A 13,179-nucleotide genomic window follows, 5' to 3' on the forward strand; every position below is an offset into this window, starting at 1 on the left:
TGGTAATTGTTGTCAATTGAATATGTATTGAAAACGCGGCCGCGGGGTAAGCTTACGGCCATGGTGAAACGCAGCCCCACCCGCAAGACGCTGGCCTCGCTGGCCGCCGAACTGGGTGTTTCGCGCACGACGGTGTCCAATGCCTATAGCCGGCCGGACCAGCTCTCGGCCGCGACGCGCGAGCGCATTCTGGCAGCGGCGAAAGCGCGGGGGTACCCCGGGCCGGACCCCACGGCTCGTAGCCTGCGCACCCGCCGTGCGGGCGCGGTGGGCGTGCTGCTGACTGAGCACCTGTCCTATGCCTTCGAAGACATGGCCTCGGTGGATTTCTTGGCCGGCATGGCGGAGGCCTCGGCCGGCGCGCAAAGCATGCTTACCCTCATCCCGGCCGGCCCGGAGGGGGAAGCGGAAGCGACCAGCTTGGTCGGCTCGGCTGCCGTGGATGGCTTTGTGGTTTATTCCGTGGCGGCTGGGGATGCCTACCTGGAGGCGGCGCGCGGGCGCGGCCTGCCGGTGGTGGTCTGCGATCAACCGACGGATTCGGGCCTGCCTTTTGTAGGGATCGATGACCGAGCCGCGATTGCTCCGGCCGCCCGCGCGCTGGTGGAGGCCGGCCACCGCAAGATTGGCGTGCTGGCCATTCGCCTCAAACGCGAGCGCCACGATGGCCCCATTTCCTGGGAGGAGTTGCAAGAGGCCGATATGCACGTGCAGCACGCCCGTGTCATGGGCGCCATGGACGTCTTTGCGCAGGCGGGGATCGCGCCGGAAACCGTGCCCGTGGTCACCCAGCACATCAATGATGCGCAAACCACGCGGGCGGCCGCGCAGTTGCTTCTCGACGCCCACCCTGACCTCACCGCAGTCCTGTGCACCACCGACTCCATGGCGCTGGGCGTGATGACCTATGCGCGCGAACGAGGCATCGATATCCCCGGCGAGCTTTCCGTCACCGGCTTCGACGGCATCGATGCGGCGCAGCGCCTTGGCTTGACGACCATCATCCAGCCCAATAAGGCCAAAGGCGCCGCCGCCGGCCACATGCTCTCTAACCTCATCGCCGCCGCGGATAATGCGGCCGCGGCCGTGCCGGCGGTGTCGCGGCGGGTACTGCGGACGAATTTCGCGGCCGGGCGGACCGTGGCACCACCGCGTTAAGTCGGGGCAGGCCGGGGTTTACCGGCTAGGCGTCGTCGCCGCGGGAGTGACCTATATGGGCCGCGCGGGCGGTGGCGAGCTCAGTGAGGAAGTGGGCGACGGCGTCGACGTCGGCAAGCTGTACTACGGCTGCAGTATCGCCCTCGCCGACCTTGACGCCGACGTCCGGCGGCTGGTGGAGGGCGCGGAAACCGTCCTCGTCGGTGGCATCATCGCCCAAAAAGACCATGGCGGTGGCGCCGGTACGCTCGCGTAGCTCGTCTAACCACGTGCCCTTGGTGGCCTGAGTGGCAGAAAACTCCACGACGGACTTACCGGCCGTGCGTGGGAAGCCGCCCGGGTCGAGTGCGAGACCGGCTTCATAAGCCTGGGCGGCAGCTTCTGGGTCGGTATCCTCGAGCGCCCGCAGGTGCAGTACGCGCTGGAAAGGCTTGACCTCGATATCCGCGCCTGGGAAGCGCTCCATAATTGCGCGGATCTCGGTTTCCTTGGCGGCCAGATGCTCGCGCATCGCGGGAGTTAGATCCGTTTCTTCCCAAGAGGATTCGGCGCCATGGGATCCGCCGAATAGCACGGGCTCGCGCAGTGGACACACGCGCTGCAGGCCTGCGAGGTGGCGGCCGGACAGCACGGCCGCGCTGGTATGCGGCAGGTGGGCTAGCTTATCCAAGGCGCGCAGGGAGTCTTGGTTCATCTCGACGTCGTAGATGGCCGTGGCAAAGGGGGAGAGCGTGCCGTCAAAATCCGAGACCACCGCGAGGTGCTCGGCGGCGGCAAGAGCCTTGATAGTGGTGGAAAGCGTCATGGCTTCCAGCCTACGTATTTAATTGCCGAGGGAAACCAACTTGATAGACGGCGAGTCCACCTCATCTGTAACCAGCTCTAAGACCAGCTGGTTATTGCTATTGACGGTGTAGTGGAAATCGCGGCCAGTGGAAATCAAGTTGCGCAGCAGGTTATCGGCCCACACGGACGCGCCATGGCAATCCTGGGCGGTCTCGTCATAATCCACCTCATCAAAGTGCAGGCGGTTGCCGTCCTGGATATTTTGGCGCTCCTCATCGGCGGAATAGGTCACCTTTCCCACCATTTGGGTGCAGCCGGTGGTGCCTACCAGCGTAGATTCACCAAAGCTCAACGTGGGTGCCTGCGGGATGGATTCGGGGATGGTAGAGGCAGCATCCGGGGTGGTGTTGATGGAGACTACCTGCCACTGTTTATCCAGGATCTGCTCATCACCAGGGGCCTGGGGCTCTTCTTCGCCGGAGCCGCAGGCAACTAGCAGCGTGGCGGCGCACGCAGCGGCGAGCGGAGTAATGAGGCGGGCACAGCGAGGCATCATGCGCCAGCCTCCTCGGCGTCGGCATGGCGCAGGCAGCTCAGGAAGGACTGGGACCATAGCTGTACGTCGTGCTCAGTGACCTGCTGGTGCATGGCGAGCATGCGCTGGGACATGGCAGAGGGGGCGTCGTCAAGCGCGGTGAGCGCATTGAGCAAGGCGGCCTTGACGGACTCGATATCGAAGGGGTTGCACAGGTAGGCCTGGCTGAGCTCATCGGCAGCCCCGGCAAACTCAGAGAGCACTAGCGCGCCCGAACCATCGTCGTGGCAGGCCACGTATTCCTTGGCCACCAGATTCATGCCATCCTTGAAGGGGGTGACCAGCATGACATCGGCCATCCGGTAATAGCTGCGCAGCAGGCTTTTAGCCACGCCCCGGTGCTGGTAGTGCACCACCGGGTGTCCCACGCGGGCAAAGCGCCCGTTGATGCGGCCGACGGCCTCTTCCACCTTGGAGCGGGTGGCCTTGTAATGATCAAGTCGCTCGCGCGACGGCGTGGCCAGCTGCACCATTGCTACTTCTTCCGGGTCGAGTGCTCCGGACTCCAGCAGCTCCTCAAAAGCAGTCAGCCGCTGCAGGATGCCCTTGGTGTAATCGAGGCGATCCACTCCCAGGATAATGCGCTGGTGCGAGCCCAGCTCTTCGCGCAGCTTGGCGACGTCCCGCTCATCCTCCGCAGTGAGCCTGGCAAAGTCCTTCGCGGCGATAGAGATGGGAAAAGCCCCCACGCCGATGGTGCGTCCCTGCGGTAGGTGAATATGTGCGGTGACCTCGCGGGTACTGGCCTCACCTTCCACGTCGAGGCCGTGGCGGTGGGCGAGCTCGAGGAAGTTGCGGGCATTGGCCTCCAAGTGGAAGCCAATGAGATCCGCGCCGAGCAGCCCGCGCACGAGTTCCTCGCGCCACGGCAGCTGGCGGAAGAGATCGGCAGAGGGGAAGGGGATATGCAAGAAGAACCCGATGGTGAGATCGGGGCGCTTTTGGCGCAGGATGCCGGGCAAAAGCTGCAGCTGGTAGTCCTGGACCCACACGGTGGCACCCTCGGCGGCGACCTCGGCTACCTCATCTGCAAAGCGCAGGTTGACCTCGCGATAGGCGTGCCACCAATCGCGGTCGTAGGTAGGGGTGACGATGAGATCGTGGTAGAGCGGCCACAGGGTGGCATTGGAAAAGCCCTCATAAAAACCCTCGAAATCGGACTCGGTGAGCTTGACCGGATGCAGCAGCACGCCGGCATCGGTGCGGAAGGGCTCAGGTGCGGTGTCAGTCACGCCGGGCCACCCTACCCAGCAGCCCTGATGGGACTCCAGGACCGGGGACAAGGCGGTGACCAGTCCGCCTGGCGAGGGTGTCCACGTATGGCTGCCATCGGGCCGGGTTTCTAGATCAACCGGCAGGCGGTTGGCCACCACCACGAAGTCATTGCCATGCTCACTCATGGTGCAAGAATAACTTAAGACTTCTTAGCAGACTTCTTTGTTGCCTTCTTAGAGGCCTTCTTCATCGCTTTCTTCGTGGCCTTCTTGGTCGACTTCTTTGTCGATTTCTTGGTGGACTTTTTGGTCGACTTCTTCGTGGACTTCTTGCTGGATTTCTTGGTCGACTTCTTCGGGGCGGCATCGGCCTGTTCCGCCAGAACCTTCTTGTGTACCAAGCCCTTGGGCTCCACGCCCAGCATGGACATCAGGGTCACGCCGTCGAGGAAGTCCTGGGCGTAGGTGGCCACGATGCGGCGGGCTGCGCGGGAGGTCTCCTCCTCAAGGGCGTGATTCTGGTCAGCCTGTGGGTGGGTGTCTTGGACCTTGGGTGGCACGACGTGTCCTCCTGAACGTTGTGGAAACTACTTAAGCGCTTGCAAGAAAAGCTATCAGAGCAAATATTGTACGCTACCGGCGGCGTTTAGAGCCGCTCGGGTCCGGATTCGGTGCCCGGCTGCTCCGGTTTCTGGGCACGAAACGTTTCGGTGCCCGGCACGGTATAGGTGGTCTTCTCGTGCTGCTGCGGCTGCGCCGGCCACTGAGAATCCTCCGGCCACAGGTCCGCGGCGGAGCGGGTATGCGGCCCGTGGTTTTGGGCCTCGTGGCGCGGGTGCTGCTGCGGCGGCTTCGGCCCGAGTCGCGGGGGCAGCTCCGGACGGTTGACGCGCGGGGCGAACGGGGACATGGGCACGCGCGGGATACGTGGGGCCTTGCGGGCCAAGTGCGTGGCCTTGTGGAAGGAGAAGCGGCCGATGCGCTTGAAAGCGGAGTAGGGGCGGAAGTACTGCGGGCGGCGCAGGCGGCGGGCCACGCGCTCGCCTAACACCACTCCGGCGGCCAGAGCGCCGGAAATGGCTAGCGCCATTGCCATGTTGGTAAAGCCGGTAATCATCTGCTCATTGAGCGAGGCGTACATGCCGCGGTAGAGCATGAGGCCGGGGAGCATCGGCGTATAGCCCACGATCATGGTGATAAGCGGCGGGATGCCCCAACGGCGCGACATCAAGCCGCCGGCCAGGCCGACGACCACAGCGGACAGGCCCGAGGCAATCACCGGGCCGATGCCAAACGGCACCACCACGAAGTAATAGAAGATCATGCCGGCCGCGGCGGTAAGCCCCGACATGGTGATCTCGATCCAGGCAGCCCCGCAGGCTAGCGCAAAGGCGGCGGAGCCAGTGCCACCGAGCACCACCAGCAGCGGAATCTCGTGGTAGACCGGCGGGGCCAGCGTGGCCAGCGGCGGAAGATTAAAGCCCAGCGAATCAGCCAGCTGGATGCCCACGCCTACGCCGGCGATGATGGCACCAGTAGACAGCAGCGCCTCAAAGAAGCGGGCGGAGGAGGTTACGGGGGCGCGCGTGATGCCGTCGACCAGCGATTGCACCAAGGTTAGACCCGCTACCAGCACGATGATGCCGGAGGCGATGATCTGTGCCGGCGAGAAATTAATGCCGAACGAGGCCGCCACGTTGTACAAAATGGCGGCAGGGAAGACAGCGAAGAAGCCACCGACCACATTCTGATAGAAGGGCGGCAAGCGATAGTTGGCCAACCAAGCGTTCAGACCCATGATGAAGGCGGAAACCACAAAGGCCACCACGCCGACGAGCAGATCGCCGCCGAGCATCATGGAAATCAGGCCACCCATCGCGCCCCAGCCGAGCATGACCGTGGCCGGCTTATAAGGGGCGGGCATGCGGTCAATCTCGTCGAGGCGCTGCTCCGCCATGGCCGGTGGCATCTGGCCGGAGTGGATAGAGCGAATGAGCTTATCGACGGCCGAGAGCTTGGAAAAATCCACGCCAATGCTCGGCACCACACGGAAGACGTGCAGGTTTTGGCGCTGCTCGCCGGTGCCGATGGTGGTGTGGATGGTGATGGTATTCATCAAGATATCCACGTGGCAGTAGTGCAAGCCATAGGAAGATGCCGCCAGGTGTACCTGGGCGCGGGCATCCGAGTTAGCCGTACCGGCGCCGATGAGGATTTCACCAATGCGGGCGGCGATCTCCATGACGCCGGTGACCTGGGCGGCATCATGGAGATCGACCGGGGCGAGTGGCGATGGCGGCGGTGCGGCTTTAGCCGCGTCGATGATGGCTACTTGGCCCGAGGAAGCGCGCAGGCGCTCCCGCATAGCGGACAAAAATGACACGGAAATAACCCTCGAAAAAGCGCTGAGAAAGTGGGATAGATTCTGCCTGAACTTTAGCCCCTGTACCCTGTCAATGCATAGATGGGGGACCGGCTTTCCCTTTAGCGTTGGTGCTCGGGTACTATGCAACGAGCGGGATATCTCCCGCGGTGCTGGAGTGGCGCAATTGGTAGCGCAACGCACTTGTAATGCGTAGGTTGCGAGTTCAAGTCTCGTCTCCAGCTCAAAAGGAGGCTGGGTCCAGCGTGGGCCTAGCCTTCGTGGTGTTTTGTGGGGGCATCAATAAGCCCAAAAGCCGGTCAACCATGCGTTGGCGGTTAGCGGGGGAGAGCTTGCGCTGGTTGAGGTGATCGTGCACCCACAGCCCCGTACTAAGCAACATGACGAGTAGGTCATCCTCGTCCGTCTCGGCGGCGGAAGGATCCACCATCCACCGTGCATCCACATCTGCCCACTGGGCAGAAAAATCTGGGTGGGTCTGGGAGTGCACGCACATCAACAGCTTGACGAGGGGATCTTTTTTACCCATGGATAGCACCAAGGCGCGGGAGCGCTCGGCCAAGCTGAGCTCGCTGGCAGGGTGGCCGCCGGCTAGTTGCTCGAGCTCTTCTTCCCAGCGCTCAGCGCAAAAGCGGTGACAATCTACCAGCAGGTTGTGGCGGGTAGGAAAGTGGTAGATGAGACCGGACTTGGACATGCCGGTCGCCTGCGCCAGGGAGTCATAGGTAAGGCCGGAGACATCCTCGGCGGCGATGATGTCGAGCGCAGCTTCAAGGGCTGCGGTCTTTTTGTTGATTCGCGGCATGGGGATCTCCTGATTTGGGGTTATCGCGGAAGCACCAGGCGGTTATCGCGGCTAGGAGTAAGGCGAAGCAAGCCAGGCCGCCGATGGTGGAAAGATACCCGGCATTGTAGGCGCTGGCGGCGGTCGCGTGGGAAGCGGGGTGATGCAGCGCGTCGGTTCCTAGTTCTGCGAGGTGAGGTGGGAGTTCGCGGGCCATGAGTAAAGGCACGAGGGTGCCGGTCAGGGCAATGGAAATCAGGGTGCCAAATTCATAGGAGACCGCCTCTACGCCAGCGGCCATGCCGGTGCGGTGGAGGGGCGCGGCATTGATGATGGCGGTTGAGGATACGGACATGGCAAGGCCCGCGCCTAGGCCGGTGAGGACGAGCGCGACAACGAGTAGGGCAAGCGCCTCGCCTCGGGTTGCGAGCAGCAGGATCATGCCGGTGGCCATAAGGAGGAATCCGCCGCTTATGAGCGGGAGGAATCCCAGGCGATGCAATGTGGCGCCGCCCAAGATGGAGGTAGGGATGGCAGATAGCGCCATGGCGGAGATGATAAGGCCGGCGTGGAGGGGGGAGAGGGCGTCGACAAGCTGCAGCTTTTGGGTGCTGAGCAGCTCCAGGCCGGACATTCCGAACATGGCGCCGCCGGCCGCTAAGGCCCCGCCGCTGAAGACGCGGGAACCAAAGATGTCGAAGGTCAGAAGGGGATCTGCCAAGCGGGTCTGGCGGTGGGCAAAGGCGAGCGCGCCGCAGACGAAGACGGCAGCCGCAGCGACGCTCACCGGCCACGCGTGTGGCAGGGATTTAATGGCCAGTACCAGGCTGGTAAGAGTGATAAGGGAATACAGGGACGAAGGAAAGTCCCAGTGTTTAAGGGGATTTGGGGCGTTTGGCGGAGCTAGGAGCAAGGTCAACGCGAGGGCAAGGGCCACGACCGGGACATTGAGTAGGAATACTGAGCCCCACCAGAAGTGCTCCAAAAAGAAGCCGCCCACGGTGGGGCCGGCCGCCGCGCCGATGACGGCGACGGAACCCCAAATGCCAATGGCCGTGTTGCGCTCCACCTCATCGGGAAAGGTAAGGCGGATAAGCGCAAGGCTCGATGGCATCATGATGGCGGCGCCGCAGCCGAGGAAGGCCCGGCTTAGGACCAGCGTCCAGGCGCTGGGGGAATAGGCGGCGAGTAGGGAGGCGCCGCCAAAAATGGCCAGACCAATGAGGAACATCCGCCGGTGGCCGGTGCGATCACCTAGCGTGCCGGTACCGAGAAGGAGACCGGAGAGTGCCAACGCGTAGGCGTTGATAATCCATAGTTGCTGGGTATCGGTGGTATGCAATTGCTGCGATAGTTGCGGCAATGCGGTGTAGAGGATGGAATTATCCAGCCCAACCATGAGTAACCCCAGAGAGATGACGGCGCAGAAAGACCACCGTTGTGCGGCCGTGGAGGCCGGAGCGGTGCGGCTTCGTGCGCGGGGCGGGTGGATACTCATAGCAGAGTAAACAGTACCGAACGGTCGTTATAGTTTACAGTCGAAGATAGGTTAGTATTACCTTCCTCACAGCTGGACGCAGTGTGTGAGTGTATAGGAGAATAGTGGACTTTCCTGCGGTGTAAGTAGCACAGTGGTATTAGCACCAATTAAGAGTTAAGGATGATAATTAATGGCACGTAACTATGCAGAACAGCTAGTTGACACCCTAGAAAAGCAGGGTGTCGAGCGCATTTATGGCCTAGTCGGTGACTCTCTGAATCCGATCGTGGATGCAGTTCGTCGCTCCTCCATCGAGTGGATTCACGTCCGCAATGAGGAGGCTGCAGCCTTCGCCGCTGAGGCAGATTCCCTGACCACCGGCAAGCTGGCAGTATGTGCTGCATCCTGCGGTCCGGGCAACACTCACCTCATCCAGGGCCTGTATGACGCCCACCGCAACGGCGCCAAGGTTCTGGCGCTGGCTTCCCACATTCCATCCCGCCAGATCGGCTCCAAGTTCTTCCAGGAGACCCACCCAGAGGCAATCTTCCAGGAGTGCTCTGGTTATTGCGAGATGGTCAATTCCGCTGAGCAGGGCGGTGTTGTCCTGCACCACGCCATTCAGTCCACCATGGCGGGCAACGGTGTTTCCGTGCTGGTCATCCCGGGCGACGTCTCCATGCAGGACGCCGACGATGACTCCTTTGTGGAGTCCAAGATCTCTACCGGTCGCCCGGTTGTCTTCCCAGACCCAGCCGAGGCTGCGGCCCTGACCCAGGCCATCAACGAGGCTAAGACTGTCACCCTCTTCGTTGGCGCTGGCGTCAAGGATGCCCGCGAACAGGTGCTGAAGCTGGCGGAGAAGATTAAGGCTCCTATCGGCCACGCCTTGGGTGGCAAGATGTACATCCAGTACGAGAACCCATTCGATGTGGGCATGAACGGCCTGCTGGGCTACGGCGCAGCACACGAGGCCACCCACGAGGCTGACCTGCTCATCCTGTTGGGCACCGACTTCCCGTACAACGACTTCCTGCCGGATGCCAATGTGGCACAGGTGGACATCAACGGCTCCCACATCGGCCGCCGCACCAAGATTTCTTATCCGGTTACCGGCGATGTAGCCGCTACCATCGAGAACATCCTGCCGCACGTGGATGAGAAGAAGGACCGCTCCTTCTTGGATAAGATGCTCAAGAAGCACTACGGCAAGCTGGAGCACGTTGTAGAGGCCTACACCTCCAACGTGGATAAGCACACCCCGATCCACCCAGAGTACGTTGCAGACCTCATTGATAGGAACGCGGATGAAGATGCCATCTTCACCGTCGATACCGGCATGTGCAACGTGTGGGGCGCTCGCTACATCACTGCCAACGGCAAGCGCGAGCAGATTGGCTCCTTCCGCCACGGCACCATGGCCAACGCCCTGCCACAGGCGCTGGGTGCACAGGCCGCTAACCCTGGCCGCCAGGTCATCACCTTCTCTGGTGACGGCGGACTATCCATGCTGATGGGTGAGCTGCTGACCGTAAAGCTCCACAACCTGCCTATCAAGATGTTCGTGTTCAATAACTCTTCCCTGGGCATGGTCAAGCTGGAGATGCTGGTGCAGGGCCTGCCAGAGCACGAGACCGACCACGAGTCTGTCAACTTTGCCAAGATTGCAGAGGCTTCCGGTATCAAGCACTTCCGCATCGAGGATCCGAAGGAAGCTCCGGAGCAGATCAAGAAGGCGTTGGCCTACAACGGCCCGGCTCTTATCGACGTCGTTACTGACCCCAACGCCCTGTCCCTGCCACCAACGCTGACCATCGAGCAGCTCATGGGCTTCTCCAAGGCTGCAACCCGCACCGTTCTGGACGGTGGTGTGGGCCAGATGATCACCATGGCAAAGTCCAACCTGCGCAATATCCCACGCCCGCAGGACTTCTAAATAGCGCGCCGCGCTAACTACCACGCTCTTCCTCACTAGGGGAGGGGCGTGGTTTTCTTTTGCGGCGACCAGAGCGAGCATCTATGTTCACAGGATTCAGCCAGAAACTCTTCAGTAGGCTGGGAAGCAAGCGTGTCATGATTGCGTGATAGAAAATCGCAACCTTTAAGGGAGTCTGAGGAGAACATGGAAGACAAAAAACTCGCCAAGGTTCTTGTCGTCGATGACGAGCCCAATATCGTGGAGCTGCTCACCGTATCGTTGAAGTTCCAGAACTTCGAGGTCTTCAGCGCCAATTCCGGCCACGAGGCGCTGCGCGTAGCCCGTGAGGTAAACCCTGATGCCTACATCCTGGACGTGATGATGCCGGGCATGGACGGCTTCGAGCTGCTAGGAAAGCTGCGTCAGGAGGGGCTGGACGGCCCAGTGCTGTACCTCACGGCAAAGGATGGGGTGGACCAGCGCATCCACGGCCTGACCATCGGCGCGGATGATTATGTGACCAAGCCATTTAGCCTGGAAGAGGTCATTACCCGCCTGCGTGTCATCATGCGCCGCGGTGGTGCGGCGGAAGAATCCACCAACGACGCCACCATGAGCTACGCAGATTTGACGCTTAATGATGACACCCATGAGGTCACCAAGGCCGGTGAGCTCATCGAGCTTTCCCCCACCGAGTTCAATCTGCTGCGCTACCTCATGCAGAACAAAGAAGTGGTGCTGTCTAAGTCCAAGATTTTGGATAACGTGTGGCACTACGATTTCGGCGGCGATGGCAACGTGGTCGAGTCCTATATCTCCTACCTGCGCCGTAAGATTGATACGGGCGATACCCAGTTGATCCACACCGTGCGCGGCGTGGGTTATGTACTGCGCACCCCGCGCTCCTAAAGTGCTGTAGTAATGGAAGATTCACAGGAGACCCAGGGCCAGGCGCCTGCGCCAGCGGCAGCGCGCCCGCAATCCATGTGGCATGAAGGCCTAGGGCAAGACGAGGGGGAGGACAAGTCCTCCAAGCGGCGGATGTTTTCCCAGATTCCGCAGGCAATGCCGCTGCGAACGTGGTTGGTCATCCTCCTTGTCGTAGTCTCTGGGCTGGGTATTACAGGCTCGTCCTTTGCGGTGAACTCCATTATGCGCAATGTGCTCTTTAATAACGTCGATGATGAGCTGCGCTCCGCATCGACTACGTGGGCACGCGATATCAGCAATGACTTCTTTATCGGTGATCACACTAAGCGCCCGCCTACCGAATACGTGGTGCTGAACTACCTGCCCAATGGCACCATCCGCTATTCGGGGCCGTCTTCGACCACACCGAATGCGGAGAATATCCCGCTTGGCGGCTATCCCACCACCGTTGGGTCCATCGAGAACAATACCAAGTGGCGCGCGCTGGCTTTTGCGGATTCTAATGGCGTCATCACGGTCATCGCCAAGGACATGACCCATGAAAAGGAAATCCTGCACGGCCTGGCGATGGTGCAGGTGACTATCGCCGCCATCGCCTTGGCCGCCATTGCGGCCGTGGGTTTCTGGTTTATCCGCAGGGCGTTACGGCCGCTGCGGGTGGTGGAAAAGACGGCGTCGGAAATCGCGGCGGGCGACCTGGACAAGCGCGTTCCCAAGTGGCCGCTGCATACCGAGGTGGGCCAGCTGGCCGCCGCGCTCAATATTATGCTGGGGCAGCTACAGCGCTCCGTCGTGCGTGCGCAGGACAAAGAGGAACAGATGCGCCGCTTCGTAGGTGATGCCTCGCACGAGCTGCGCACGCCGCTTACTAGCCTGCGCGGCTATACCGAGCTTTATCGCTCCGGTGCCACCAAGGACGTGGACATGGTCTTTTCTAAGATCGATGATGAATCGAAGCGCATGTCCCTGCTGGTGGAGGATTTGCTGGCGCTTACCCGCGCTGAGGGTACACGCCTCGACCTGCGTCCGGTGGATCTATTGGAACTGGCCCTGTCCGTAGGCTCGTCCGCGCGTGCGGCCTTCCCCGGCCGCGAGATTTCGGTGGCCAATGATGCCAAGTCCATCCCCGTGGTCAATGGTGATGCCAGCCGCCTGCACCAGGTGCTGCTTAACCTAGTGACCAATGGCATCCGCCACGGCGGCGAGGGGGCCACGGTGACGCTGCGCCTGCGCCGTGAAGCTAATGACGTGCTGGTCGATGTCATCGATGATGGCAAAGGCATGTCCAAAGAAGATGCGGCGCATATCTTCGAGCGCTTCTACCGCGCGGATACCTCGCGCACCCGCGATACCGGCGGTTCCGGCTTGGGCTTGGCCATCGTCCACTCCCTAGTGGAACAGCACGATGGCAGCATTAGCGTCGACTCCGAGCTCGGCCGCGGCACCACCTTTACGGTGCGCCTGCCCGCGCTTGCCGACGCCCCCTCTGAGTCCTAGTCCTCCTCCCGAAAGCCTTCCTCGTTGCAGCCCAGGTGCTGGCGGATGCGGGCGGCCGCCTCATCCATCGCGGCATCGTCGGTGTTATCGGCGTCGAAGGCCTTGGCAAAGTCATACTCTTCCATCTTCTCGGTAGGGAAGAGATGGATGTGGGTATGCGGGACGTCGAATCCGGCGATGATATAGCCAGTGCGCGGGGTATTGAACGCGGTCTTGATGGCACCGCCGATTTCCAGGGCGACCTCGTTGAGGTGGGCCCAGGTCTGCGGATCCAGGTCGGTCCACTTATCTACTTCCTCGATGGGCACGACCAGGGTGTGGCCGTAGCGCAGCGGCTCGATGGAGAGGAAAGCCACGCAGGTCTCATCGCGGTAGACAAAGCGAGCGGGTAGTTCACCGTTAATGATCTTGCTAAATACAGAAGCCATGTGTGC

The 13,179-nt window shown here is 61.5% G+C and carries 12 protein-coding genes and 1 tRNA gene; 5 read left to right on the top strand and 8 right to left on the bottom strand.

Translation table 11 applies throughout. From position 1 onward, the window contains the following. Window positions 1–60: 60 nt before the first annotated feature. Entirely contained in the window at window positions 61–1,158 is a 1,098-nt protein-coding gene (locus tag MHK05_RS06100) for a LacI family DNA-binding transcriptional regulator (protein ID WP_239205503.1), read from the top strand. A 25-nt stretch (window positions 1,159–1,183) separates the two neighbouring features. On the opposite strand, the gene otsB is transcribed toward MHK05_RS06100, so the two are convergent. The 5 genes from otsB to thrE form a co-directional block, all read right to left on the bottom strand. Beyond that, window positions 1,184–1,963 (bottom strand): trehalose-phosphatase, encoded by a 780-nt coding sequence (otsB, locus tag MHK05_RS06105; protein WP_239205505.1) that lies wholly within the window; start codon window positions 1,961–1,963, stop codon window positions 1,184–1,186. An 18-nt stretch (window positions 1,964–1,981) separates the two neighbouring features. Next, window positions 1,982–2,500 (bottom strand): META domain-containing protein, encoded by a 519-nt coding sequence (locus MHK05_RS06110; protein ID WP_239205507.1) that lies wholly within the window; start codon window positions 2,498–2,500, stop codon window positions 1,982–1,984. Next, on the bottom strand, window positions 2,497–3,939 hold the full coding sequence (locus MHK05_RS06115) for an alpha,alpha-trehalose-phosphate synthase (UDP-forming) (protein WP_239205509.1): 1,443 nt from the start codon (window positions 3,937–3,939) through the stop codon (window positions 2,497–2,499). Before MHK05_RS06115 ends, MHK05_RS06110 begins: the two co-directional genes overlap by 4 nt. Before the next feature lie 14 nt (window positions 3,940–3,953). Next, window positions 3,954–4,313 (bottom strand): hypothetical protein, encoded by a 360-nt coding sequence (locus tag MHK05_RS06120; protein ID WP_239205511.1) that lies wholly within the window; start codon window positions 4,311–4,313, stop codon window positions 3,954–3,956. Window positions 4,314–4,399: 86 nt separating this feature from the next. Further along, window positions 4,400–6,136 (bottom strand): threonine/serine exporter ThrE, encoded by a 1,737-nt coding sequence (thrE, locus tag MHK05_RS06125; RefSeq protein WP_239205513.1) that lies wholly within the window; start codon window positions 6,134–6,136, stop codon window positions 4,400–4,402. Between the two features lie 151 nt (window positions 6,137–6,287). Between thrE and MHK05_RS06130 the strand changes: the two genes are divergently transcribed. Beyond that, window positions 6,288–6,360 (top strand) — tRNA-Thr (locus MHK05_RS06130). On the opposite strand, the gene MHK05_RS06135 is transcribed toward MHK05_RS06130, so the two are convergent. Together MHK05_RS06135 and MHK05_RS06140 are read right to left on the bottom strand one after the other, a co-directional pair. Then, window positions 6,360–6,941, bottom strand: a complete 582-nt coding sequence (locus MHK05_RS06135) for a TetR/AcrR family transcriptional regulator (protein ID WP_239205515.1) — start codon at window positions 6,939–6,941, stop codon at window positions 6,360–6,362. The two genes, MHK05_RS06130 and MHK05_RS06135, sit on opposite strands and share 1 nt — an antisense overlap. Next, the gene (locus tag MHK05_RS06140) at window positions 6,907–8,418 is read right to left on the bottom strand and encodes an MFS transporter (protein ID WP_239205517.1); all 1,512 of its coding nucleotides are present in this window, start codon (window positions 8,416–8,418) and stop codon (window positions 6,907–6,909) included. The genes MHK05_RS06135 and MHK05_RS06140 overlap by 35 nt, the downstream gene beginning before the upstream one ends. A 172-nt stretch (window positions 8,419–8,590) precedes the next feature. Here MHK05_RS06140 and MHK05_RS06145 point away from each other — a divergent pair, with 172 nt between their 5' ends. From MHK05_RS06145 to MHK05_RS06155, 3 genes are all read left to right on the top strand, one after another. Beyond that, complete coding sequence (locus MHK05_RS06145; RefSeq protein WP_239205519.1) at window positions 8,591–10,336, top strand: pyruvate dehydrogenase; 1,746 nt, start codon at window positions 8,591–8,593, stop codon at window positions 10,334–10,336. Window positions 10,337–10,522: 186 nt separating this feature from the next. Then, window positions 10,523–11,227, top strand: coding sequence for a response regulator transcription factor (locus MHK05_RS06150; protein ID WP_023019887.1), 705 nt, complete (start codon window positions 10,523–10,525; stop codon window positions 11,225–11,227). A gap of 12 nt (window positions 11,228–11,239) precedes the next feature. After that, window positions 11,240–12,745 carry a sensor histidine kinase gene (locus MHK05_RS06155; protein ID WP_239205521.1) on the top strand — a complete coding sequence of 502 codons (1,506 nt, stop codon included), beginning with the start codon at window positions 11,240–11,242 and terminating at the stop codon, window positions 12,743–12,745. On the opposite strand, the gene MHK05_RS06160 is transcribed toward MHK05_RS06155, so the two are convergent. Then, window positions 12,742–13,173 carry an HIT family protein gene (locus MHK05_RS06160; RefSeq protein WP_023019885.1) on the bottom strand — a complete coding sequence of 144 codons (432 nt, stop codon included), beginning with the start codon at window positions 13,171–13,173 and terminating at the stop codon, window positions 12,742–12,744. The two genes, MHK05_RS06155 and MHK05_RS06160, sit on opposite strands and share 4 nt — an antisense overlap. Window positions 13,174–13,179 lie beyond the last annotated feature (6 nt).

Origin of the sequence: Corynebacterium nasorum, from assembly GCF_022347325.1 — a bacterium.
Taxonomy (GTDB): domain Bacteria; phylum Actinomycetota; class Actinomycetes; order Mycobacteriales; family Mycobacteriaceae; genus Corynebacterium; species Corynebacterium kefirresidentii.

What these genes read in the sequence shown, in the direction of transcription:
- MHK05_RS06100 (WP_239205503.1), top strand. Translation starts at nt 61, where the DNA reads ATGGTGAAACGCAGCCCCACCCGCAAGACGCTGGCCTCGCTGGCCGCC.
- otsB (WP_239205505.1), bottom strand. Translation starts at nt 1,963, where the DNA reads ATGACGCTTTCCACCACTATCAAGGCTCTTGCCGCCGCCGAGCACCTC.
- MHK05_RS06110 (WP_239205507.1), bottom strand. Translation starts at nt 2,500, where the DNA reads ATGATGCCTCGCTGTGCCCGCCTCATTACTCCGCTCGCCGCTGCGTGC.
- MHK05_RS06115 (WP_239205509.1), bottom strand. Translation starts at nt 3,939, where the DNA reads ATGAGTGAGCATGGCAATGACTTCGTGGTGGTGGCCAACCGCCTGCCG.
- MHK05_RS06135 (WP_239205515.1), bottom strand. Translation starts at nt 6,941, where the DNA reads ATGCCGCGAATCAACAAAAAGACCGCAGCCCTTGAAGCTGCGCTCGAC.
- MHK05_RS06140 (WP_239205517.1), bottom strand. Translation starts at nt 8,418, where the DNA reads ATGAGTATCCACCCGCCCCGCGCACGAAGCCGCACCGCTCCGGCCTCC.
- MHK05_RS06145 (WP_239205519.1), top strand. Translation starts at nt 8,591, where the DNA reads ATGGCACGTAACTATGCAGAACAGCTAGTTGACACCCTAGAAAAGCAG.
- MHK05_RS06150 (WP_023019887.1), top strand. Translation starts at nt 10,523, where the DNA reads ATGGAAGACAAAAAACTCGCCAAGGTTCTTGTCGTCGATGACGAGCCC.
- MHK05_RS06155 (WP_239205521.1), top strand. Translation starts at nt 11,240, where the DNA reads ATGGAAGATTCACAGGAGACCCAGGGCCAGGCGCCTGCGCCAGCGGCA.
- MHK05_RS06160 (WP_023019885.1), bottom strand. Translation starts at nt 13,173, where the DNA reads ATGGCTTCTGTATTTAGCAAGATCATTAACGGTGAACTACCCGCTCGC.